The sequence below is a fragment of the Paraburkholderia sediminicola genome (assembly GCF_046026895.1).
Taxonomy (GTDB): Bacteria; Pseudomonadota; Gammaproteobacteria; order Burkholderiales; family Burkholderiaceae; genus Paraburkholderia; species Paraburkholderia sediminicola_C.
Genome location: NZ_JAQQEU010000093.1, coordinates 1 through 22,196, shown reverse-complemented (window position 1 = coordinate 22,196; position 22,196 = coordinate 1). Strand labels below are relative to the sequence as shown.

25 protein-coding genes and 5 pseudogenes are annotated in these 22,196 nt (G+C 58.9%); 17 read left to right on the top strand and 13 right to left on the bottom strand.

What is annotated here, in order from left to right; translation table 11 throughout:
• A pseudogene (locus tag PQR02_RS35425) lies at nt 1–120 on the top strand (MBL fold metallo-hydrolase); the annotation flags it as partial.
• Nucleotides 108–290: pseudogene (locus PQR02_RS35420) on the top strand (homogentisate 1,2-dioxygenase); the annotation flags it as partial. The pseudogenes PQR02_RS35425 and PQR02_RS35420, both read left to right, overlap by 13 nt.
• Nucleotides 291–311: 21 nt before the next feature.
• On the opposite strand, the pseudogene PQR02_RS35415 reads toward PQR02_RS35420, so the two are convergent.
• Both PQR02_RS35415 and PQR02_RS35410 read right to left on the bottom strand, forming a co-directional pair.
• Nucleotides 312–482 (bottom strand): annotated as a pseudogene (locus PQR02_RS35415) (cupin domain-containing protein); the annotation flags it as partial.
• Nucleotides 482–1,198: a FadR/GntR family transcriptional regulator gene (locus PQR02_RS35410; protein WP_408242553.1), complete on the bottom strand. Its 717-nt coding sequence runs from the start codon at nt 1,196–1,198 to the stop codon at nt 482–484. The pseudogene PQR02_RS35415 and the gene PQR02_RS35410, both read right to left, overlap by 1 nt.
• A gap of 149 nt (nt 1,199–1,347) precedes the next feature.
• Between PQR02_RS35410 and PQR02_RS35405 the strand changes: the two genes are divergently transcribed.
• From PQR02_RS35405 to PQR02_RS35395, 3 genes are read left to right on the top strand one after another with little or no spacing between them, the layout of a single operon-like run.
• Nucleotides 1,348–2,229, top strand: a complete 882-nt coding sequence (locus PQR02_RS35405) for a fumarylacetoacetate hydrolase family protein (RefSeq protein ID WP_408242552.1) — start codon at nt 1,348–1,350, stop codon at nt 2,227–2,229.
• On the top strand, nt 2,226–3,011 hold the full coding sequence (locus PQR02_RS35400; protein WP_408242551.1) for an alpha/beta fold hydrolase: 786 nt from the start codon (nt 2,226–2,228) through the stop codon (nt 3,009–3,011). The genes PQR02_RS35405 and PQR02_RS35400 overlap by 4 nt, the downstream gene beginning before the upstream one ends.
• Nucleotides 3,012–3,035: 24 nt before the next feature.
• Nucleotides 3,036–4,370: a metal-dependent hydrolase family protein gene (locus PQR02_RS35395; protein WP_408242550.1), complete on the top strand. Its 1,335-nt coding sequence runs from the start codon at nt 3,036–3,038 to the stop codon at nt 4,368–4,370.
• A 235-nt stretch (nt 4,371–4,605) separates the two neighbouring features.
• Here the strand turns inward: PQR02_RS35395 and PQR02_RS35390 are convergent.
• Nucleotides 4,606–4,757, bottom strand: a pseudogene (locus tag PQR02_RS35390) (proline racemase family protein); the annotation flags it as partial.
• A gap of 125 nt (nt 4,758–4,882) precedes the next feature.
• Between PQR02_RS35390 and PQR02_RS35385 the strand changes: the two are divergent.
• Together PQR02_RS35385 and PQR02_RS35380 are read left to right on the top strand one after the other, a co-directional pair.
• On the top strand, nt 4,883–5,341 hold the full coding sequence (locus tag PQR02_RS35385; protein WP_408242549.1) for an alpha/beta fold hydrolase: 459 nt from the start codon (nt 4,883–4,885) through the stop codon (nt 5,339–5,341).
• Nucleotides 5,342–5,393: 52 nt separating this feature from the next.
• Entirely contained in the window at nt 5,394–5,831 is a 438-nt protein-coding gene (locus PQR02_RS35380; protein WP_408242548.1) for a response regulator, read from the top strand.
• Between the two features lie 51 nt (nt 5,832–5,882).
• Here PQR02_RS35380 and PQR02_RS35375 read toward each other — a convergent pair whose 3' ends face one another.
• Nucleotides 5,883–6,182, bottom strand: a complete 300-nt coding sequence (locus PQR02_RS35375) for a hypothetical protein (RefSeq protein WP_408242547.1) — start codon at nt 6,180–6,182, stop codon at nt 5,883–5,885.
• A gap of 689 nt (nt 6,183–6,871) precedes the next feature.
• Between PQR02_RS35375 and PQR02_RS35370 the strand changes: the two genes are divergently transcribed.
• Complete coding sequence (locus PQR02_RS35370; RefSeq protein ID WP_408242546.1) at nt 6,872–7,147, top strand: hypothetical protein; 276 nt, start codon at nt 6,872–6,874, stop codon at nt 7,145–7,147.
• Here the strand turns inward: PQR02_RS35370 and PQR02_RS35365 are convergent.
• From PQR02_RS35365 to PQR02_RS35350, 4 genes are all read right to left on the bottom strand, one after another.
• A complete protein-coding gene (locus PQR02_RS35365; protein WP_408242545.1) occupies nt 7,144–7,392 on the bottom strand; it encodes a DUF2442 domain-containing protein in 249 nt (82 codons plus the stop codon). The genes PQR02_RS35370 and PQR02_RS35365 overlap by 4 nt on opposite strands.
• Before the next feature lie 1,781 nt (nt 7,393–9,173).
• Nucleotides 9,174–9,647 carry a hypothetical protein gene (locus tag PQR02_RS35360; protein WP_408242544.1) on the bottom strand — a complete coding sequence of 158 codons (474 nt, stop codon included), beginning with the start codon at nt 9,645–9,647 and terminating at the stop codon, nt 9,174–9,176.
• Nucleotides 9,648–10,080: 433 nt separating this feature from the next.
• On the bottom strand, nt 10,081–10,290 hold the full coding sequence (locus tag PQR02_RS35355; protein ID WP_408242543.1) for a hypothetical protein: 210 nt from the start codon (nt 10,288–10,290) through the stop codon (nt 10,081–10,083).
• Between the two features lie 286 nt (nt 10,291–10,576).
• Nucleotides 10,577–10,927, bottom strand: coding sequence for a response regulator (locus PQR02_RS35350; RefSeq protein ID WP_408242542.1), 351 nt, complete (start codon nt 10,925–10,927; stop codon nt 10,577–10,579).
• Nucleotides 10,928–11,455: 528 nt separating this feature from the next.
• Between PQR02_RS35350 and PQR02_RS35345 the strand changes: the two genes are divergently transcribed.
• Both PQR02_RS35345 and PQR02_RS35340 read left to right on the top strand, forming a co-directional pair.
• A complete protein-coding gene (locus tag PQR02_RS35345) occupies nt 11,456–13,225 on the top strand; it encodes a PAS domain S-box protein (RefSeq protein ID WP_408242541.1) in 1,770 nt (589 codons plus the stop codon).
• Between the two features lie 159 nt (nt 13,226–13,384).
• Entirely contained in the window at nt 13,385–13,747 is a 363-nt protein-coding gene (locus PQR02_RS35340) for a response regulator transcription factor (RefSeq protein ID WP_408242554.1), read from the top strand.
• Nucleotides 13,748–13,790: 43 nt separating this feature from the next.
• On the opposite strand, the gene PQR02_RS35335 is transcribed toward PQR02_RS35340, so the two are convergent.
• Complete coding sequence (locus PQR02_RS35335; RefSeq protein WP_408242540.1) at nt 13,791–14,447, bottom strand: response regulator transcription factor; 657 nt, start codon at nt 14,445–14,447, stop codon at nt 13,791–13,793.
• Nucleotides 14,448–14,842: 395 nt separating this feature from the next.
• Here PQR02_RS35335 and PQR02_RS35330 point away from each other — a divergent pair, with 395 nt between their 5' ends.
• Complete coding sequence (locus PQR02_RS35330; RefSeq protein ID WP_367841110.1) at nt 14,843–15,355, top strand: hypothetical protein; 513 nt, start codon at nt 14,843–14,845, stop codon at nt 15,353–15,355.
• Between the two features lie 863 nt (nt 15,356–16,218).
• Here PQR02_RS35330 and PQR02_RS35325 read toward each other — a convergent pair.
• Both PQR02_RS35325 and hisN read right to left on the bottom strand, forming a co-directional pair.
• Nucleotides 16,219–16,779, bottom strand: a complete 561-nt coding sequence (locus PQR02_RS35325) for a GNAT family N-acetyltransferase (protein ID WP_408242539.1) — start codon at nt 16,777–16,779, stop codon at nt 16,219–16,221.
• Nucleotides 16,780–16,863: 84 nt separating this feature from the next.
• A complete protein-coding gene (gene hisN / locus PQR02_RS35320; protein WP_408242538.1) occupies nt 16,864–17,643 on the bottom strand; it encodes a histidinol-phosphatase in 780 nt (259 codons plus the stop codon).
• 526 nt (nt 17,644–18,169) lie between these two features.
• Here hisN and PQR02_RS35315 point away from each other — a divergent pair.
• The 5 genes from PQR02_RS35315 to PQR02_RS35295 all read left to right on the top strand — a co-directional run bounded on the left by PQR02_RS35315 (nt 18,170) and on the right by PQR02_RS35295 (nt 19,791).
• Nucleotides 18,170–18,337, top strand: a complete 168-nt coding sequence (locus tag PQR02_RS35315) for a DUF2934 domain-containing protein (protein WP_408242537.1) — start codon at nt 18,170–18,172, stop codon at nt 18,335–18,337.
• A gap of 56 nt (nt 18,338–18,393) precedes the next feature.
• A complete protein-coding gene (locus PQR02_RS35310) occupies nt 18,394–18,627 on the top strand; it encodes a hypothetical protein (protein WP_408242536.1) in 234 nt (77 codons plus the stop codon).
• A 120-nt stretch (nt 18,628–18,747) separates the two neighbouring features.
• Complete coding sequence (locus PQR02_RS35305) at nt 18,748–18,972, top strand: dodecin family protein (protein ID WP_408242535.1); 225 nt, start codon at nt 18,748–18,750, stop codon at nt 18,970–18,972.
• Nucleotides 18,973–19,213: 241 nt separating this feature from the next.
• Nucleotides 19,214–19,528, top strand: a complete 315-nt coding sequence (locus PQR02_RS35300) for a phasin family protein (protein ID WP_408242534.1) — start codon at nt 19,214–19,216, stop codon at nt 19,526–19,528.
• Nucleotides 19,525–19,791, top strand: coding sequence for a hypothetical protein (locus PQR02_RS35295; RefSeq protein WP_408242533.1), 267 nt, complete (start codon nt 19,525–19,527; stop codon nt 19,789–19,791). Before PQR02_RS35300 ends, PQR02_RS35295 begins: the two co-directional genes overlap by 4 nt.
• A 477-nt stretch (nt 19,792–20,268) precedes the next feature.
• Here PQR02_RS35295 and PQR02_RS35290 read toward each other — a convergent pair whose 3' ends face one another.
• Nucleotides 20,269–20,550: a hypothetical protein gene (locus tag PQR02_RS35290; protein ID WP_408242532.1), complete on the bottom strand. Its 282-nt coding sequence runs from the start codon at nt 20,548–20,550 to the stop codon at nt 20,269–20,271.
• 153 nt (nt 20,551–20,703) lie between these two features.
• On the opposite strand from PQR02_RS35290, the gene PQR02_RS35285 reads away from it, so the two are divergent.
• Nucleotides 20,704–21,333, top strand: coding sequence for a hypothetical protein (locus tag PQR02_RS35285; protein WP_408242531.1), 630 nt, complete (start codon nt 20,704–20,706; stop codon nt 21,331–21,333).
• Between the two features lie 10 nt (nt 21,334–21,343).
• Here PQR02_RS35285 and PQR02_RS35280 read toward each other — a convergent pair.
• Nucleotides 21,344–21,538 (bottom strand): annotated as a pseudogene (locus PQR02_RS35280) (acyl CoA:acetate/3-ketoacid CoA transferase); the annotation flags it as partial.
• Between the last annotated feature and the right edge of the window lie 658 nt (nt 21,539–22,196).

The window sequence follows — 22,196 nt, the reverse complement described above, 5'->3', positions numbered from 1 at the left end:
ATCTTCGACCACTGCATGCCGTTTGACGTAACGCGCGCTCATGATGAAGCGACGCAGTATCCCGACCCGCGTATCTGGACGGCTCAGCGCGACAAGGAGATGTGGGAAATCGGTCTATGACAGACCGCTTCTTCTACAGTGCGGACGGGGAACTGCTAATTGTTCCTCAGGCCGGTCGCCTGAGCATTGCGACAGAGCTTGGCCTTCTCGATGTGGAGCCACAAGAAATCGCCGTCATTCCGCGAGGCGTACGCTTTCGCGTCGAGTTGCCTGATGGCAAAGCAAGCGGCTAGCCTCGCCCAGTGTCGCATTCCAGGGCTGAGCCAGAGGGCGCGCGTTGGAGGCACGACCCAATACCCTTCCTCGCTTCCGACGATAATGACTCCGCTCGCTGCATAGACCAATTGGCCTTGCGGATGCTTATGTGGCGACAGTGCGCGCGGTCGAAGAGTCGCGCGAGCATGTTCCGGCGCCTGTACCATTAGCCAAAAAGATTGTGCTGAATCTGAACAAGATGCCCGGTCAAGGCCTTCACAGCTGCATCCGTATCACGGTCCCGCAGGGCTTCGACAATTACACGATGTTGGGCCTCATATTCTTTGCGGCGTTCCGGAGTCAGCGAGCGGGCCTTCAGGCGTCCCCACTCACCTTGTTCACGCACACGATTAGTCAGCTCAAGTATCTTGAGAAAAAACGAATTATGCGTTGCAAGCGCGAAGACGCGGTGCAGCTCACCGTCCCAGTGTTCAAATTCTTCGATGGTTTGGGCAGCTTCGGAGCGGTCAATGCACTCAACCATCTTTGTGAAGTCGGCTCCTGTTGCATTGCGCGTTATAAGCCGCGGCATCAGTGGTTCAATGAGGATTCGCGCTTCCATTAACTCAGCAGGACTGGTCTGGTCCGCGGAAGGGGGGGCGGCTTGCTCCCTACGTCTTACGGGAAACGTGCTCGCGGCTCCAGGCCGCACAAAAGTGCCACTCCCCACAGACTGCGTAATCAGCCCGCGCTCCTTCAAGTCCAAGAGGACCCGCCGTACAGCGCCCCTCGATGCCCCGAACTGCTCGCTTAGTAGGCGTTCCGCAGGCAATTTGGACCCGTCACCCAGTCGGCCTGAGGCTATTTCTTCGTCCAGGTATGCGGCCAAGGATTTCGCGCCTGCGGCCCGTACGCTGCTGCCACGACTTTCAACGTCGCCCATTCTTTTGCTCCCCGTTGTCCATTGACCTCATTATAGCGGAAGCAGTACCAATTGGTAAACATTTTGGTTAACCCCTGGTTGTTTTCCACCCAATATGGTTCTACAGTTAACCCAACTTGAAACCAAATGGACTAACAAGGAGTGTTAATGTGAAGCTTGCAAACCTACAAGTAGAGGGCCAGGCCGTCGTGGCGCTCGTAAATTCAGACGAGAACACATATTGGACCATCCAATCGTTGGTACCGGACTTTTCGGGCGATATGGTCCAATTGGTACACGATTTTTCAAATTTTAAGGGGGATTTGAAGCCGAAGACCGCCGGGAGCCCACTGGCCGACGTCAAGGTGCTTGCGCCGATTGACCAGCCCAGGCGCAACATCTTTTGCGTGGGCAAGAACTACCACGAGCACGCCGCGGAGTTTCAGAACTCGGGCTTCGATAGCAGCGCGAAGAACGGCGAGCATGCGCCGGAGGCGCCAGTGCTTTTTACGAAGCCGGCGTCGACCATCATCGGTCCTGGCGACAAGATTCCTCGTCACACGAGCGTGACGAGCCAACTCGACTACGAAGCGGAACTTGGCGTCGTTATCGGCAAAGCCGGTCGCAACATCTCGAAGGCCAACGCGATGGATTACGTGTTCGGCTACACCGTGATTAACGACTTCACTGCTCGGGACCTGCAGAAGTTGCACCGACAGTGGTTCCTCGGTAAGTCGCTGGACGGCTTCTGTCCGATGGGCCCGTATCTGGTCACGGCAGATGAAGTTGACGGGCAAAACATCGATGTCAAGTGCTGGGTCAATGGCGATTTGCGTCAAAACTCGAATACATCGAAATTGATATTCGACATTCCGACGCTCATCGAGACTCTCTCGGCTGGCATCGAGTTGCAACCGGGTGACGTCATCGCGACGGGCACGCCGGCAGGAGTGGGGATTGGGTTCACACCGCCCAAGTTCCTTCAAAAGGGCGATGTGGTTCGCATCGAAATTGAAAACGTAGGTGTTCTTGAAAACGAGGTGGGTGAATGACGACGACTCTGGTCAAAAACGTAGTGGTGGAGATTGAAGGCGACGGTCAGCCGGTGGTGTGCATCCACGGTCTGGCGGGCTCCTCGAATAACTGGACGCCGGTATTGCCGGCGTTCGAGGGCATGAAGGTTGTGCGTCTGGACCTTCCAGGCAGTTCGCGCTCGGAGCTCGCTTCCGAGCCGCTGTCTATCGACTTGTACGTGAAGACGATTTCCGACGTTCTCGGTGAACTGAAGGTGTCGGGTGCGCACGTCGTCGCGCACTCGATGGGCACGATTGTGGCCCAGCACCTTGCGCTCAAGCATCCGGAACTGGTCAAGAGCCTGGCGCTCTTCGGTCCGCTGATTGAGCCGCCGGAAGCTGGTCGTGCAGGCATGAAAGCGCGCGCTGCACTTTGTCGCGAGAAGGGTATCGCCGGCGTCCAGGAAGTCGCTGACGCCATCGTAAAAGGTGCGACGAGCGCAGAGACGAAGGCGCAGCGGCCCGTAGCGGTGACGCTGGTTCGTGAAAGCGTAATGCGCCAGACGCCGGAAGGCTACGCGCAGAGCTGTGAAGCGCTCGCTGGTGCGCAGCGAGCAGACGTCGAGGCGATTAAGGTTCCGACGCTTCTTGTTACTGGTGATGAAGACGGTGTCGGTCAGCCTCCCGCAGTCAAGGCGATGGGCGAGCGCATTGCAGGAAGTAAGGTTACGGTTCTCTCTGGTTGCGGACACTGGACGACCTTCGAAAAGCCGGTCGAATGCGTATCTGAACTGAAGAGCTTCTATCAAACGGCGAAGTAAATCTGCCGAGGTAATGGAGGAGACATGAGCAAGATTCTTATTACTAATGTAATCATTTTCGACGGCAGCGGCAGCGACCCGTTCAGGGGCGAGGTCCTCGTTGAAGACAACCGAATTACCAGTGTCTCGAAGGGGGACGAAGCGGCTTCAAGGGATGGTGCACAAGTTATCGACGGCAAAGGCAAGTTTCTGATGCCCGGCATGACTGAAGCTCACACGCACTTCTCCTGGAACGACCAGCCGTCGCTAAGCGCAATTCAGTTTATGCCGCCCGAGGAGCACATTCTTTGGTGCGTGCGGGTCGCGAAGCGCTACCTCGAGATGGGATGGACATCAGCTATCGGCGCAGCAACTGCCAAGCCGCGACTCGACGTGGTCATGCGAAATGCAATCAATGCAGGCGAGTTTCCGGGACCGAGGTACCTCGCAGGAAGTCAGGAAATCACCGTGCAGGGCGGCTTGGGCGACAACACTCTATCGCACCTTCCCTTCCGCGAACTGAGCTTCGGCGACGTCGTCTGCGGCCCCGAAGAGATGCGTAAGTCGACGCGCATGTTCCTGAAGTATGGTGTCGACCATCTGAAGCTTAACCTATCGGGCGAATACATCGCCGGCATTCCGGCAGAAGCATCACCGTTCTCCGAAGAAGAAATCGCAATGTGCACTTCCGAGGCGAAGCGCGCCGGCAAGCGCGTTGCTGCTCACGCTCGGTCTGCGGAATCGGTGAAGCAGTGCGTGCGGCACGGTATCGAACTCGTCTATCACGCAAGCTTCGCGGATGAAGAAGCACTGGATATGCTTGAGGCAAACAAGGACAAGCACTTCGTCGCTCCAGGCATCGGCTGGCTGGTCAGCACGATGTATCACGCCGAACAGTGGGGAATCTCGACTGAGCTCGCGACGAAGATGGGCTACGCCCGCGAACTCGAAATTGCATCTGACACCCTGCAGAAGATGCACAAGCGCGGAATCCGTATCTTGCCGGGTGGGGACTACGGCTTTGCCTGGATGCCGCACGGCACGAACGCACGCGACCTTGAGCACTTCCAGAAGTACATTGGCATGACGCCCAAAGAAATCATGATTGCAGCTACGAAGCTCGGCGGTGAAATCATGATGCAACCCGAAAGCATCGGCCAAATTGCGCCGGGATTCTATGCAGACATCCTGCTCATTGACGGAAATCCGCTGGAAGACTTAAAGGTCATGCAGGACCCGACCAGAATTCTGATGGTCATGAAGGACGGTGAAATCTACAAACACTGCAAGGACACCGAACCAGTCAGCCCAGGTGTTCATGCATCGCCCGTTGCACAGGCAACGCGCGACGTGGGGGTCGCTGAAGCGTTGCAACATTAACGTCCTCCTCGATGAGGCCGGTTCCTGTCGACTCCTTTGGTTCCCGCACCGGTCAGTCGTGTGCTCTAAATTGAGCAATGCTGACCGGCTTAGTGTTCGTCTACCCCGACAACCTGCGTGAAGCTTCGGACAAAACGAAAGGCCTGACCGTCAACCTGCATCGTGTTCGCTCCCGATGAAGTCGATTCAAGGACTTCTTCGCTATCTGGTGGTCTTTTAGCCACCGTACATGTCAGCGTGGCTCAGACACCAACGCCTTTCGAATCTCGTCGGCGTTCTCTTTCAGCCATGCACGACGTCTAACGATGGTGTCAGCCGGCAGGCGAGGAAGCCGCTCGTGAAGATGCGGAATGCCTCTCCGCCGGTTTGAACTTCAACTGCCGATATAGTCCGGCGTGATGTTCATGTGTGCCGGTCGTTATCTCAAGTCCCAGCTCGGCGACTTCACATTCGTTTAAGTTTCTGTAGCGGGACACCCGCGCTCCGTAGCAGGCTTGAGTGCGCCTAACCTGATGCTCGAACGCCTGGGTAACCATCTGAAGCAGATACATGCGTTATATCGGCTTTCGGTGTCGCTGGTCGGCTGGAGCTTTGGCGGTATCCATGCCCGTCAGTTGGCCTCGAAATATCCAGAACTGGTGCGCCAAGTCGTCACGCTGGCGACACCTGTTGCCGACAACTCAGACGCCACGCACGCCGGATGGCTGCTGAACATGCTGAGCAGCGGCATTTCTCCAATGAACCACGTTTCAACGCGGCGCTCGGATGCAGCTACGTCTGTCCCCTGCGCGTCGGTCTATTCGAAAACGGACGGAATTGTTGCGTGGGAAGGATGCATCTCGACCGAGTCAACGAACCATCGCAACATCGAGGTCGCGGATGTGAGCCATCTAGGCATGGTCCACCACCCCGGAAGTGCTTCGCGTGGTGGCGGAACTCCTTGCTGCTCGGCAGGCAACGATATGGGGTAAGGTTAGGCATGACCGTTGCGCCAGACGAGTAAATGTCTGAGCTTGCCAAGCCATGTCCACCGTTCTACTCGTTGATGATGACGCCGATAACCTGTGGGCGCTCCAACTGGCACTCGAAAGCGGGGGCCATCACGTGCTAATTGCGCAAAACGGGGCGCAAGCGCTGCGGACTGTCCTGCACCAAATGCCCGCGCTAATCGTTACTGACTGGCAAATGCCTGAGATGGATGGGGCGGAGCTGTGCAGACGAGTCAGATGCCAACCTGCGTTCGCGCAGTTGCCAATTGTGATGCTCTCTGCTACGGCCGAGCCGAGCTCCGCCCCAGGCTGCTGGTCAGCTTTTTTTCAAAAGCCGGCCGACCTCCCGAAGCTCTTGCAGACCGTCAACGCGTTTGTAGCAGCGCGACTGACAACCAGCATCACGTCGCCAGCTTTTGCGGGTCGGCCGCCTGCTCGCTGGCAACCTGTCAATGAGCGCTGCTGGCCGTAGAACGTTCGCCCCTAACAATCCAACACTACTCGATGAACGCGCGTCCGAGTGTCAGTACGCCTTCTTCATGCCGCCACTGTCGGAAGCAGGTGCATCTATTCCTCCCTTCTTCTGCGCCTTCGGCTTCATCTGCTGTTGCGACATGTCGCCCGACTCCCCCATCGTGTTTGCGCCCGACGCGCCAGACGGTGAGGCCGTAGGTCCGTTTGAATTCGGCGTTCCCATTCCGGTGCCGCCTTGGCCCGCACCAGCGCCCCCGCCGCCACTTGTCCCCGCACCCTGCGCATAGGCAGCGCCAAGCAAATTCAAAATAAATGCCGACAACAGTAATCCTTTCGTAGCAACTCGCATGATGGTCTCCCTCGTGCAAAGCGACCAGCTGCGACCCAAGTCTCAATTTCACCGTTCACCGTTCGGCGTTTGCCGTCCAGGAACGATTGCGCGCGCAGCGACGGCCCGCGCACTGCCACGCGCACGAAGCTGCGCCCGACTGAAGGAGGTTCTCTGGGCGCTGCTGGCCGTTTTCAAGGCGGTCAACATACCGCCGGCAGATGCACGGGCGCTGGCGAGAATCCGTGAAGATAACTGTCGCAGGCCAACTAATGGGCAGAGATTTTTCACTGACGGCGGGCGGATGGCATATAAATTTGTCGGCCGAGTTAAGCCTTGCTGAACATTGGAAACCGATTCGAACTGGAGACGCCAGTGACAGGGCGTCCTTTCGACGCCCTGTTCTCGAACAGGGGTACGCCGGCCGACGAGATGCGGCGACGGGACTCGAGTAGCTCAAGCAAGATGAACGATGTTTTGGTGCATGAAGGTTGCCACGCTAACCAGGAGGTGTCTCGTGAAAAGCATCCTACGTTTGCTATCTTGCCACCGCCGAACTGGCGGCGTTCGCGCTGCAGGGTGCGTGGCTGTCGGAGGCAAACCTTTGTTGAATAAACCCGCGTATGGGTTTGCGCGCAACCGCCTGACGACGGGCTGGGCCCACCGGGTGACGCTTGCGCGGACGCGCTCACGCGATTACGCAGGCTGTGGTGCTGCTCGACAATGTCCAACTGACTGCCAACATCCCGGCGCGGCTCTTCACCGATGCGATGACGGTCAACTACGCCGATGCGCTAATCACGAAAATCTGGCACAGATGTCTGGACATGCTCCCACATCGTGAAGACTGGCGCCGCTCACGAAATGTCATCAGGCAAACGCTCAGGCATCGATTTGCCGGTTCCGCGGAGAAGAGCCCATGCTCTTCAGGTTTTGCCCGCCTATTAACCGAGCGGTCTGTGACATCAAACCGGAAGCCGGTCTAAAAGCGCTTGCACCTTGTCGTACACGACAAAAATGAAAGCAGCGTGGCAACGTTCAGGTTCTCATCAATTTCAGGCCAGAACAACTGCTGTTGGTCGAGCGAAATCGCAAAGTGCTCGCGTTCCGTCGCCGTTGCCGCCTTCAGAACGGGAAACCAGTTGAGCGGGAATCGCACGGACTGACCATCGGACAGGGTGAGAAGCGCATGTGTCTTGTCGAATCGCAAGTCAACTACGACGCCGCGCATGTCCACCTCCTGAACGGGAAGCATACAAACGACAGGTCAGCATAGGTTGCGCCCAACAAAAAACGCCGACAAGCAGGTTGCCCTTGGCGAGCTTCCTGAACGCAATCGTCAGTCGATTCAGAGACGACCCGGTACCCGGTACTTCGTCTTGACCACCTCCTGTGCACCAGCAATCTTGTCCCTCAGGTCGGACAGCGTCCGCGCACTGGTTGGTTGAACCTCCATATTTAGTTTGAATGGTCCAAGGTTTGAGCAGGTGGCGTGCCCCACAGAGAACGTTGGACGCGGGCGGAGGCCGCACTGAGCGGCGCTCGCGGCAATTCGGCCTCGTGACGTCTCCGGGTCCATGCTTCGGGACGACGACTGAGATGCGCGGCGTGCCGACAGGAAAACTGTCACCAGGCCGGCGAGGCCACGCATCGGCAGCGCGATGGCCAAGCGCGTCGCCTGACGCTCCTGCTGGAGAGAAACGGCTAACGGGACGTTTTCTGACCGTTCATCTCCTTAACGCCGCGGTCGTGCGCAATGTCGACCAAGCGCGTGGCCTCTGAAACCGAATATTTGGCAGTGAATGGGCTTCAGAAAAATGCCCAGAGATGGTCAGCCAAAGGCGCGGGCTGTTTACACCCATTTGCAACTTCGCGTGGGGAACCAGACCGAGCGTCGGCGGTGGCGTCTCCACCCGCGTTCGGCGTTCTCTGCGGGGCACGCCACTTGCTCAACCCTTGGGCAATTCAACCGAACTATGGAGGTTCAAATGACCGAGTCCCATCCATTAATCACCCCGGCATCCGGGACGTCGTCCGTTGCGTCTGACCCGGCCAATTCTGTCGGTTCACCGTTTTCACTAGAGGGATAAAGCGGGCTTGCGCTCAGGAACGTCTCACGTTTCTCCATAAAGGGCGTGCGTACGCGAGATACCGTGAGGCCTATGTCGATGTTCCGCAAACGGATGCCCTGTAGCAGTCCTTTAGCCGCGTCCAGCTATCTTTTTGCCATGTCACGATGACCTTGGGTGATGTGCGCTGTACGCCCGTCGTGAATATGAGGCGGTAGAACGACGACCGTGCAGCTCACAAACAACGCAAGAGCCGGCTCCATGTTCGCAAGGGACACCGAGGCGGTCTCCACTGTTGCCTCAGTCATGAAGGACCGTTTGCGCGCGCTGTCATAGCGCGCGTACGCATCGAACATCGTGGTTATTTGCTCCACTGCGAGCAGTGCGAAGGTCGCGCTTTTCGCCCGATGAGCCTTTAGGCTTTCTCCTGGCGGGACCACGTCAATCGCTTTCAGCGACTGCACGAGGGAGTTGAGTGAGGTATGCAGATGCCATGCGCTGAAAGCTGGCCGCGAAGCGAGTAGCGAAAAGCGACCCGGATTCGGAGACAGTCTGAATGCGGAATCTGCTGCAGTCAGATAGACCTCTTCTGCGGCAGAAACGGGCTCGATATGGGCGTCGATGAATTGTGCTGTATTGATGCTCTGCGGGACGGCATCGCGCCGGAACGCAGCACACGTCTTTTCGTCCAGGGCGCCAAATTCGTATGTCGCCGCTATTGGAGGCGCCGCACCGGCGCTGCGGGCAGACAGAAGTATTTACAGGGCCGCGGCCGCCGCAAGTTGTCGCATGTCACTCCTCATCGCTCGCGGTAGTTTTCAATCGCGCGCTTCGAAACGGATGGTGCGCTGGACTACCCAAGCTGGGGTCGAGGCCCTGATGCTTTTCGTCAAATGTTCGCCGGCAGCTTCCCGACGTGAGTCAGTCGAGCAGACGTTGGCCGCTACGCCGACGCTTCTGCGAGGGCGAGAGTTCGTTCGGCTTTGAGCAAGCCTTCCACCATTCTCGCTTCGGCCTTGGCGATACCACCAAGCGATGCCACTGACAACTGGCGGTCAAAGGTTTCGACCGCCCGGCATAACCGTGCATAGTCGACATCGCTCATTCGCCATACGCCGCATTCTTTCTCCGTAGCGTCGATATGCAGCATCGCCGCGTGCGCCCCTTGTATGTACTCAATTTCGTCTCGATGGTATCCGAACCGACACAGTTCTTCGGCAACGAGTAACCGTCGGCCTAAAGTCGTAAACAGCGCGCGCGAGCCATGACCTCGCCGGAACGCGTCCAACCCTGTGTAGCACTGCAAAAGCATTCTTTGCGTAACGGGCTCGTGTGCAGCCCGACTGAACGTAAGCGCCCGGAACAGCGGTGATATGGCAGGTCGGGTGTCGTTTCGGGTTCGCGATTTGCTAGACATGATGGGGTGAATATCCTTCCATAGCTATGACGCGCGATCCTGACCCGTTGCAATTTTCTTCTCGTCTGCAGGCGTACTGGATGGGGGCATACGCTCATGCATCCATTGACTTGAATTCGGAGTAGAGAACGGCATCACCGGCATAGTCCACTCGACTAACGTCGACTCCGACCTCAAGATATCGCAGGCCCGCGCTTCGGCCGCGCTTGCCTTCAAAATATGCGCCCTGACCTGCAGCCGCACGCTTCCGTTCCGTGGCTGACTCTCGCACCGAAGTCCCACATCACGATGTGCACTCATCTGCTTCCCCTCGGGTCGTTGCAGAGAAGGACAGTCCGGGCGAGCGAAATTGTCGACCGCAAACACGCGAGGTAGTTCAGCAGGAACCTGACGCGGAATACCTTGAGTCGCGGGTCGGTTCAGAGCTAGTGCGTCACTGCGACTCGGGGGCGTCGAGTCGCGCTTGCGCAATCTCGCGCGGGTGTTGACAACGGTACGCATCGAACAGTTGTGAGCAGAGCTGGGCAAGCGACTCAAGGCCAACGGCCTGGTCCGCGTGCTCGACCTCGCCGGCGCTGAGCATGTCATCGAGAACCGGAGCGAGACGGCGCAGTCGCACAAACATGGCGGCTTCTACTTTCATTCTGGACCTCCTGTTGTCAAACCGTGGAGCGCACCTTGGGTCGCGCCATCACCGGGCGATGCGGCGACCGGCGATGGCCTGAAGCAGTGCGGGGACAATAGACGTATGGTGGGAGCCATTCTCTGACAGGATGGCCGAAGTCGTATTGGGTTCAACGTTCAACATCGTGTTCCTCCCTTTAGCACTGTTTCCGGCGGCTGCGCTTTCGTCGATGCGGTACTCCTCGATGGAGAAAGGAATGGTTTTCCATTGCCGGCGTATCGACGTGAGCGGTCACGGTGATGAGCTACCGTGAACTGTGCAGCCGAAGCAGTTCGAGCAGGCGCGAGGCTGCAAATGGCTTTCTGAGAAACGCCGACACCCGCAGGTGGGGCGGCGGTGTCGCCACCGCCGAGTTCAGAAGGACAGGAATGGTTGCAAACGCAGGCTCGGCCTCGAGCGCGCCGATGAGGGCGGGACCGTCCATGACCGGCATCATGAAATCAGAAACCACGATGTCCGGGCGCCTTCGGCGTGCTGCCTGCAGTGCCTCATGCCCGTTCGACGCAGTCATAACCTCGTAACCTTCCCCCAAGACCAAAGCCTCAAGCGCCTGAAGCAGGTTCATGTCGTCGTCGACCAGTAATACCGTCACCATGACCCGGCCCCAAAGCGGTGGGTTTTCACTTCGTCTGTTTGCCGGCAACGGCTATTCCGTTGCTCGCGCGTATTGCAGAGGTCGAATGCCCGCGGACGCGCGGAGCTTTGCGCTGTCATCACGGCGAGCGCCGTCTCGTTGAGACAAGAGTAGGCCTTGGCGAAGGGCGAATCTACTCTACGGTTGGATAGGCCGACGCCGCGTTAGCGTAACTCGCTTATACGAGCGTATAACCGCGGTGAGAAGACTTATCGAGCGGTGTCATACTGCAACAAACAGGCAAAAGCGCTCCGCGCTCTCGGACCGATACAGCGCTTGTCTGTTCGCCCGGCAGATTTTTCATTCTTTAAGTAACGCCGGAATGAGAACCGAACAGTCGGAGAAGTCGAAAGCGTCGGCTATTATCCGGAGACCGATGCAAGCGGATGGTGCAGTTACGCAAAGGGGAGGCGTTTTGTGCGGGCACTGGGTTCTTCACATGAAAGCAGAAGCGTGCGGTACCTGGCGACATTGTGGCTTGGAGGCTGTATGGCGCTCGGAGCCGTTACTGCAGCCTGTGTCCTTCTGGACCAGGAAGAGAGCACCGCTGGCTTCTTGTTTCTGGTTGCCGTTGTTCTCCTGTCCCTGCTGGACAGCTTCATCTCATCGGTCATTTTCTCGGTTGTCGGCGCCGCGCTGCTCAGCTATTTTTTCACGGCACCCATCAATAGCTTTCACATCAGCAAACCCCAGGATTCCTTCGCTCTTGTTGCCTTTCTCGTCACGTCACTCGCAATCACCACCCTTGTCAGGCGGATTGGCCGCGTTGAAAAGACGCAGCGCGCGCAGGCACAGCTGCTGGAGCTGACACACGACATCATCATTGTGCGCGATAAAAATGACGTCATAACGTACTGGAATCAGGCAGCAGAGTCGCTCTATGGATGGAAGAAGGAAGAGGCGATGGGGAAGTTCATTGACGAACTTCTGAGGTCGGTGTTCCCGATGCCTCGAGATGAGCTCCAGCGGATTTTTCTTCGCGACGGCCAGTGGGAGGGCGAGTTAATTCACACGCGACGGGACGGCACCGAGATAATCGTGACGAGCCGCTGGGCCCTGCAGCGTGACGGCGCGGGAAACCCGCTGGCCACGCTTGAGACCAACAATGACATCACGCAGCGCAAGCATGCCGAAGAACTGCTCCGGAAGAGTCAGGCACAGTACTTCGCCGAAGCGCAGAAGCTGAGCAGGACCGGTAGTTTCGGCTGGAATGTCTCGACCAGCGAACTCTTCTGGTCCGAGCAGACTTCTTCCATCTTCGAATACGACCCGGCGGCCGTGCCCAGCGTTGAACTGGTCAGGCAGCGGGTGCATCCAGACGATATTCCCCTGTTCGAGGAGAAAGTTGCAAACGCGCGCAGTTTGGCTGCCGAGTTTGACATCGAGCATCGGCTGCTTTTTCCTGATGGACGCGTCAAGCATCTCCACGTCGTCGGAAGGACAGCGGACGGTCAGCCGGATAACAGGGCGTTCATCGGGGCCGTGATGGATGTGACGGGGATGAAGCAGACAGAGGAGCAGTTGCGGCATGCGCAAAGCGAACTGGAACGCGTCAGCCGGGTAACGGCGCTGGGTGAGCTGAGTGCATCAATTGCCCATGAGGTGGGGCAGCCCCTTTCCGCCATCGTAACGAACGGTGAAGCCTGTCTGCGCTGGCTGCATCGCCAGCCTCCGGACATGGAGGAAATCGAGAGCTGCGTGAGCCAGATGACGGACCAGGGAAATCGAGCTGCAGAAATCGTGCAACGTGTGAGGAAGCTCATGAAGGGGGGGCCGCCGGAGCGGGCACCGATTGCAATCAACGACGTGGTCGAGGAGGCGATTGCCCTTATTAGGCGGGATATTGAGCGCCAGGGTGGTTCGCTGACACGTCGTCTTGCAAGGGGACTGCCGCTGATAGTGGGTGACCTGGTGCAGCTCCAGCAGGTGCTCGTCAATTTAATCATGAACGGCCTGCAGTCGATGGCGAGCGTCAGCGGCAGGCGCGAACTTATCGTTCAGTCCCGCCTTGACCCTGAAGGTAATATTGTCGTGGCAATAAAGGACTCGGGGGCTGGCATCCAGGAGGCCAATCTTCCGCAACTCTTTGAACCGTTCTTTACGACACGCAGTTCCGGGATGGGAATGGGGCTTGCTATTTCCAGTTCTATTGTTGAAGCCCACCGTGGGCGAATCTGGGCCTCCAATAACCCTGAAGGTGGTGCGACGTTCTCGTTCAGCCTTCCGCCAGCCTTGAAGGAGGAGGTGGTGCGAAAGTGACGCACGCCTACCGACGCGCACATGGTTCAGTTCACATATACATTTGTACGATGTCACTGAACGCGGTTGGAAAGTAATCTGCTAATCAGGAGAGGCGGGCGGCACCGACCACACGTCATCCCGAGAGTGAGAGTAATCGAGGGCCCCATTTTGCAAATCATGCCAGTTGTTTCGATTGTCGACGACGATAAGGCCGTCCGTGTTGCGTTAAGCAGCCTTATCCGGTCGCTTGGCTGGACCGTGCGCATGTATGAGTCGGCAGAAGAATTTCTTTCATCCGGGCAGGCCGCTCATACCTCGTGCCTCATTTCCGACATCCGCATGCCCGGGATGTCGGGTATCGAGATGCATGAGCGCCTGCGTGCCCAGGGACATGCCCCGGCCACCATCTTTATCAGTGCCTATCCGACGCCGGCATTGCAGGCAAAAGCGGTGAGTAACGGCGCACTCGTCTTGCTGCAGAAGCCTTACCAGGCCGCTGCACTGACTCACTGGCTCTCGGTCGCTCTCGGAAATCCCTAGCGAATCATCGACGCTGTGCAGAAGTGTTAACGCACGGCGGCGCTCAGTGGTGACCGCCGTGGGGCAAACGGGGCTCGATACCAAGGGATTCGGCCTTGCGGACGAGGTCTGGCATCGAGCGCGCCTTCATCTTGCGCATCACCTGTCCACGGTGAACCTTCACCGTGATTTCGCTCAGGTTCAGCTCCGAGGCAATCTGCTTGTTCTGCAGACCGGACAGCACGAAGCCCATCACCTCTTTCTCGCGTGGTGACAGGGATTGGTACAAAGCACGCAGACCGGCTAACGCAGTTTCTGCCGCGAGCCGCTCGGTGTCGCGCGCCAGGGCCTGAGCCACGGCGTCGAGCATGTCCTGGTCCTTGAACGGCTTGGCAAGGAAGTCCAGCGCGCCGGCCTTCATCGCCTTCACCCCCATCTCGATGTCTCCATGACCGGTCATGAAGATGACGGGAATACGCATGCCGCTATTGACGATTTCCTGGTGAAAAGCCATGCCGCTTTTCCCGCGGAGCCGTACGTCGAGGATGAGGCAACTCGGCCCGGCGGAGTGAGGAAACCGGAGAAATTCGTCCGGGGACTCGAACGTTTCGACACGCAAGCCGACAGAGCGAAGAAGCAGGTCGAGGGCCTGCCGGATTCCCTTGTCGTCATCGACGACATAGACGAGGGGACCGTCGTCTCCTGCGGTTTCAGTCCTCATTCGGTTGTCAGACCATCAGTCATCCGGGTACCTCGCGAAGCCGGAACGCGGTCGCATCACATCGCCTGACAGTGGAGTGGGTACTCACCATCTCCGGACAGCGCGGCAAACACCACGGTACCTTCCGGCAGAATCACCGGCAACCCATCGAAATTACCTACGGGCCAGAGGCACCCGCTGACGAATCGAGGAACGGGCACCGTTTCCCAGTGGGTGCCCGCCCCGACAGCTGCTGATGACTGGCCGACTTTTCGCGACCATTCCCGGCGGCCGCCAACCTGACGCGCAAGTCCTTGAACCCGAGACGCTTAGGCATCCTGTTTGTGTCAAAGTAAAGCTGACAATGTATTAAAGGCGCGCCGCATGTTGCGTCGCATCAGACCCCGGAGCTGATTATGAAAACGCTGGATGCAACGTCGCGCGCGGGCGGCGTCGTTGCGGTGGTGGTCCTGTCCGCAGCTTTGTCCGGTTGCTACTACTACGTGCCCTACGGCTACGTTCCGTACGGCGAAGTGTCGGCGGCAGCGGCGCAGCAGCAATATTCTTTCTCGATGCCGGACGCAGCCGTGACCGGTGCGGCCGCGTCAGATGCACCTGCATCGACGAGCACCGCTATCGCACCAGCCGCGCCCGTCTTTGTCGTGCCTGCGTATTACCCCGTCGCGTATCCGTACTACGGCTGGCCCGCGTGGTGGGGACCATCGGTATCACTGAGCTTCGGCTATTGGGGCGGATGCTGTTACGGCGGCGGCCGGCACGGCTACTGGGGCCACCCCGGCTATTGGGGCCATGGATATCGGGGCGGTTGGGGCGGTCATGGCGGCTGGGGTGGGCACGGATACTCAGGGGGTGGTATGGGCGGCGGTCATTACTGGGGCGGTGGCGGCGGCCACGGGCGTTCGCATTGAGCGCCACGAGATACTGTCGTGTTCAACGGTTCCCGAACAGCCGAACCCGTGGGCGAAGCGGAGACCGGCCGCCAACGCGCGATTGCGGCGCCCCGTAATATGCAACGGGTGCCAATTTATTGCTGTCGTCAAATAGGACGTGCTTGCCTTGTCGATGACCTCCACAGCCTCCTCCGCCGCAGCCCTCGTCTGCTGATTCAGCGCGTTACCTAATCAACTTCGTTTCGCGCCGGCAAGACGCCTCAACCCGCATCCCCGGCGGCATCGAGCGTCAGTTCGGACAATGCGTCCGCTTTTATCTCGGCCAGCCCAGCTCCAAACCACTGCTCTGATGCAAACAGTTCCCGAGGACGGCGAACGGGCAAACATGAAATAGAAGAATCTATCCCACGGCCAGCAGCGGCACGGGAATTGCGCAAATCAAGGCAGCGGGGTTGCACCGACCTGGGGTCGCAACTGGTCGCTTTGCACGAGGGAGACCATCATGCGAGTTGCTACGAAAGCATTACTGTTATCGGCATTCATTTTGAGTTTGCCTGGCGCTGCCTATGCGCAGGGTGCGGGGACAAGCGGTGGCGGGGGCGCTGGTGCGGGCCAGGGCGGCACCGGAATGGGAACGCCGAATGCAAACGGACCTACGGCCTCACCGTCTGGCGCGTCGGGCGCAAACACGATGGGGAAGTCGGGTGACATGTCGCAACAGCAGACGAAGCCGAAGGCGCAGAAGAAGGGAGGAATGGATGCACCTGCTTCCGACGGTGGCGGCATGAAGAAGGCGTACTGACGGCGGTGCTGTTGCAGAAGCGTCCTTTGCAAGGTCGAGTTGCGGTCAGGAATGCTAGGAAACCGGATAGCGTTACGGGCTACAGCTTGCGCGGCGGACGCCACATGCTGCAAACGCGCGGCCCATTCCGTAACCCGGATACGGTTTGCACGTTGAAGCCGTGCGCGGAGTAAAACGGCAGGTTGGCCGGTTCGGCTGTCTCCAGATACGCGCCCAGTCCCTGCTCGTCGCACACGCGCAGGCCGGTCTTCAGCAATGCGCTGCCAAGACCGGAGCGTTGCTCGCTCGGCTCCACTCCGAGAACGCCCAGATACCAGAATCTTTGACCGGCAGGATGCATCTGCGCGAGATGGTTTAATACATATAGCGCGACCGGGAGCGCCACAAGGCCCGTGGCCATTGCCATGCCGGGTAGCAGACGAAGGTGTTCGGCCAGCGACAGCGGATAACCGCCGGGAGGTAGCCAAAGCGCTGCAGCGTTCCGGTCGCCGCTGGTGTGCACAACGCCGCTTCTTGAGAACACGCGAAGGTACAGGCGATAGACCGCAGCTAGCCTTCGCTGGCGAGAATGCTCATCGGGGAAGACATACGCAGCAAGCGGGTCGCTGACAAATGCCCTGGCCAGCATATGGGCCAGCATTTTCCTGTCCGGGTCGCCCGCGCGGCGGATAGTTACCGTCATGACACGTCCTCCCGCCCCGGTCCTTCGTGCACGCGGCGCACGTTACAGTCCGGCCGTAAATGACAGTATCTCGCGATGCAATGCGGAAGTCGCTGCAGCAACGACGCGCCCGCCGCTCTCCATTCGTAACGGCTTGCCGTCCCAGTCAGTGATGGCGCCGCCAGCGGATTCAATGATAGGAACCATCGACAGGAAGTCGTACGGTTCCAGTCCCGCTTCCACAACCGCATCAAGGTAACCCGACGCAAGCATGGCGTAGTTGTAGCAGTCACCGCCGAACCGGCGCGCTTTCGCGCGGCAGGTCAGTGCATCAAATACTGCCCGCTCGTCGCCGGCGAACATGTCGGGCGACGTCGCGCACACGGTCGCGTCCGCCAGGCTCACGCACTGCCGGGTACGGCATGTCGTTCCGTCCTGCGCCAGGCAGCTGGCGGGTGTGCCAGTCCATCGCTCTTTCAGGGCTGGCACGTCCAGCAGGCCCAGCACCGGTTCCCCTTCGTGAAGCAACGCAATCAGGGTGCCCCACAACGGTAGGCCGATGATAAAGCTTGCTGTGCCGTCGACGGGGTCGACTACCCAGACGTATTCCGACTGCAACTGAAGCTCGCCGTATTCCTCGCCGAGGATGCCGTGGTGCGGATATCTTGCGCGAATCGTTCCACGCATTTGTGCTTCTATGGACGTGTCGGCATTGGTCACAGGGCTGCGGTCAGGCTTGGTCCCGGTATCGGGATGGCGCCGGAAGTACGACATGGAGACGGCAGCGGCATCGTTCGCGAGCCTGGCGGCGAACAGCCGAAACCCGGACAGTGCGATTTCCATGAGAGGACACTCCCTGTGACACGGTGTTAGTGCAGCGACTGCCAGCGGGAGACGGCTTTGAAAAACTGTACGGCTTGAACCGTCGAAAAAGTCTCGCATGGAAAGTCCTTCTCCTGGCCGTGCTGCCCGGCCGGGGCAGGCTTCACCTCGTGCGCGAGCTACGAGGCCGTCGGAGCAACGGTGGCGCGCAGGCAACATGGCCAATGCTGGTCACCGTCCCTTTGCAGACGCACGCACCCGTTATACCGGGCCGCATTATCGGTGCCCGCCACCGGGAGGCTGATTACTCCAGTCGCGACGTGGACGTCCTGGCCGCTTTGCAGGCCGGCTCACATCGCGTTGCCCAGGTGTGACACGCAACTCCGCTGTTTCGCAAACGGTTTCCCACCTGTTGACTCTCGTCCTGATAACGCTTCTGCGTCGGTTCCTGCCCGCACCGGGAAGTGAAGGTTCGTGCACATGGTTTGCTCGTGCAATGGGAGGTCAGCTAAATACGGGCAGACCAGCTTTTTTAACGGAGGCCGAAATGGACGTACCAGTCACCGAAGAGCAGATTCGGACACTCGCTTTTTACCTCTGGGAAAAGGACGGCAGCCCGGCGGGCCGGTCGGAAGAGTATTGGGACAGGGCACGCCGGCAACTGGAGGGCGAGAACGATTCGCCCGCCGCATCTGAGGGAGACGTTGCGATGTAGCTGTTTTCGGCGGCGACGTCGCAATGCCCGGGGGGCGCTGTGGAAGACGGTAGCGGTTGCAAACCCCGGCACTGTCGCAGTGGTTCTGCGAGGCGCACCGTTTGCTTCGTGTGGTTCTGGTGCTGCCGGGTTATGCGCTGGCGCACGCCTGCGGCCGATGCCGCGAATACGATAGCGCCAGTGATTCCTGGCGGCGCACTTGCGCCATGTCTACCGTACTTCTGGTCGACGACGAGGACGCAATGAAAGACTCGCGCGGGACATTCACCGGGCTGTCGCGCACCGATTGACTGCAGAAGTGAGATGACTGATGCGCTGCCCCTTCAAACGACCGTCGGCGCGTCGGGGGGCCTATGATGAAATGACCGAGGTGCGCTAATCGCGCCTCCTAACCAAGAGGAGTGAAAATCATGGCCAGCCAAGACACTGAAACCAGCGTTTACAGCGTTACTGAGATAATCGGCACCAGCCCGAATTCCTGGGAGGATGCCGCGAAGAATGCAGTGGAAATCGCTGCGAATTCGCTGCGCGATTTGCGCGTTGCCGAAGTCTGCAAGCTCGACATGAGGGTCGATGGCGGCAAGGTCGTCGAGTATCGCGCGCGCGTATCTTTGTCATTCAAGTACGAAGCCTGAGGGGCGGCTCCCATCGGCAGGTGCACTTGTTGTGGGAAGGAAACGCGTGGGAGGCCGCGCAGGTACAAAAGCCGTCGGGGGCGTCGGTCTTGACATTCGCGCGGAGCACGGTAGCTGACGTTGCACAGACTCCTGGACCGGCCCTTGCTCGCAACCAGATTCCTGCCCCGTAGCGTTGTTCGGTGTGCCATAGAAGAATGGCTCCCGCATTACCCGCTACCTTACCCAGATGGAGATTGTAATGAGCAGTCTTTCTGGTGAACAAGTGGTTGCTTCGCAAAGAGCCAGTTTCGAAACTCTGTCCGATGTATGGACCAAGGCATTCGGCTGCATCGAAAATCTGACTGAACTGAACCTGCGCGCGGCCAAATCGACGCTTGCCGAAAATCAGGCAATCGCAAACCTGGCATTGTCAACGAAAGACCCGCAGGAGCTGTTCGCCTTGCAGGCAACGCGGGCGCAAGCCGCCATGCAGGAAGCACAGTCGTACTGGCGGCACGTGAGCACCATCATGTTCAGCACCCAGGCCGAACTGGCCGCGAGCGCCGAGGCTTGACTGAAGCAGCAACAGCAGAAGACGCAGGCATTGGTAGACACGGTCGCGAGCAATGCACCGGCGGGAAGCGAAGCGCTGTGAGTGTAATGCAATCAGCTGTCACCGCTGCCAGTGAGGCGACGAGCGGAACGATTGAAGCCAGTAAAAAGGCCGCCGAACAAGCACGGGAAATTGCCGAAGACAACATTGAGGCAGCAACGTCCGCCACAAACAAAGCGACCCAGCAGGCCGTTGAAAAAGTCAGAACTCCGACCAAACGATAAGTGTTATTCGCGACTTCGACAGCCTGCTTCGTTACCCTTTGCAGGTTCGGCAACAGTGACGCACTGATGACGGCCTCCTAGCGAAGCTTCCTGGCGTGCGGGTCTCAGCTGTGATTGCCGGTACAACTTCCTCCGCGCGGTGGGCTGCATAGGGGACCTGATGCGTGCGTCGATAGGTGCATGAGCGCACGCATCATATGACCGCAAGCGGCGGTCGTTGGGTGGCTCGTCGGCCGAAATCAGGATGACCGGCAATCGAGACAAAGGCTGGTTGTGGCGCGACACTGCGCCTCGCAAAAGTGGCGGAACGCAGTGTTTCCTCGCCACCCCCGGGTTGCCGAGCTACCCTCCCGTTCGACTCCGCCAGGAATACCACTCGAGCGCGGCCCGCGCATGATAGCCGCGGTGCCTCTGTACGGAGGCACCGCACCCCTTGCTGGAAAAAGCTGCCTCAAGTGGGTAGGGCCCCTACTGCTTTCATTTAAGAGCACCGCCTTGAGGCGTTGCCTCGTCCGGCGGTACGTCGCCAGGAGAAGGTTCAGCAGGCGTTTCTTCGTCCGGAATGTCCTCGTCCGGCTCGGTGCCGGGAACGTCGCTCTGCTCACCAGCCCTCTGGTGAGTAGCTTCGTCCGACCCGATTCGAGTCACGCCTCCGGTCGACGGCGGGTCACTTGCCGGAAACGTGTCTTCGACGGCGTCGTCGACGGCTTTTTTGGATTTGTCGTCCGGAACGCGCTGCTCTGTCAGCTGGTTTGCCATGGCGGACCTCCTGAAGGTATGTGTCCAACATAGACAGCCGCAAGCCGCGTTCCGCGTTCACCCTCATGCAATCTCACGAGAACGTGCATGGAGTAAGCTGCACGGGAGGCAAGCGCCGAGCATCGCGGGAAGAGCGAGTATCCGGGAGGCAACATGCAACACCGAATCGTCATCGCAGCCATTGTGAGCTTGACGACCGTGGGAGCTGTGCATGCGCAGGCGACTGAGGGCGAGCAACAGCAACACCAGTTGCCATCGAGCCGGTTGCCTCAGGGGCCGTCGCCCGCCGGCGGGTTGAACGAGAGCCAATCATCGACTCAAGCAAAGCCGTTCACAGCGGAACTCCGGTTTGACATCAAGAACGGTGAACCGGGCTTGCCCAATGAATACACGAAGCTGGTGTTTGCAGACGGCAGTAATCGGTATGTCGCGCTAGTGCGTCGCTCCGGCAAGGTGGTGAGCGAGGGAATATTCCGCGGTGCGACGGTACAGGAGTGGGGACTTCACGAGGTTACATTGGGACCAGACACCAATGGTCGGGGGACCGGCTACCTTGTCATCGCTCGCGGCCCCGGCGACATACTTTATCTGAAGACGCAATTGCGACAGATAACCGTACCAGGCAAAGAGGGCGAGTCGCGCTCTGCTTTCAACGGCCTCTGGGAAGTTAGCGGAGCGACGGGTAAATTTACCGGGCTGCAGGGTGCCGGCACCCTCCAGATTAACCGGATATCGGAGAGCGAGCGCCAATGGATTCTGGAAGGTGAGCTGAGCAAACCGTAGCGGGCTACTGCCGTTCGTTTGCGTAACGACCGCCGAAGGTTCGATGTTCCACTGCGTTCACGAACTTTTGACAGACGCCATCCCGAAGAATTTGCAGGCGCCCATCCTCGATATTTACTTCCAGTTTGCCGGCGTTGAACGTTCCGACAAACACAACCTTCTTCGCCGCCTGCGAGATGTTTATAAAACCACCAGCGCCTGCAAGCGAACGAAGCGCGCAGCGCGATGACTTTCCGCTCAGTCGGTGTAATTTTGGAATCGAACTTGTCGCAGTGCGAAGCTCGCTTGAGAATCTGCGCACGCTGGAAATGCCGATTCCACAGGTATGTGACGGGTCTGTCCGAGTCAGCCTGGCGAATGTCTTGCACATCCGCAGCAACTCCCTACGCTAGTAAGCATCCTTGGGGTACACCGCTCTGTATCCGGGTCAGCCATTGGGATTGAGGTTCGAGCATACGCTGTCGAGGCGCACTTCCTGCGTTGAACCGAAAGCAGCTATTCCGCCTAAGCGTGGAAGTTTTCCGAGCAGGTTTCCGCCGATACGGAATCAGCCGTAAGCACTGACTTGATGGAAACTTCGCACCAAGGGTGGTCGAGGACAACTTGAGGTTGACTTGTATTTGCATGTTGGCGCTTCTTTCGCAATAGCCCGAGCGAACAACGCGATTCAAGGAGGCGTCCGCCCGAGTTCGCAATAACAAGATTCTGAGAGAAGACAATTGGGGCAGCCATCCGAGAAGCCGCCTACCCGGTTGAGCGCACTGGTCGAAGCAATGCTGTCACCAGGCTGGGTCAACGCTGTCCAGGCCATGGTGCTCGCATTGGCAGTGACGGCGGCGACGAGCCTTGTCAGCAGAGCGCTC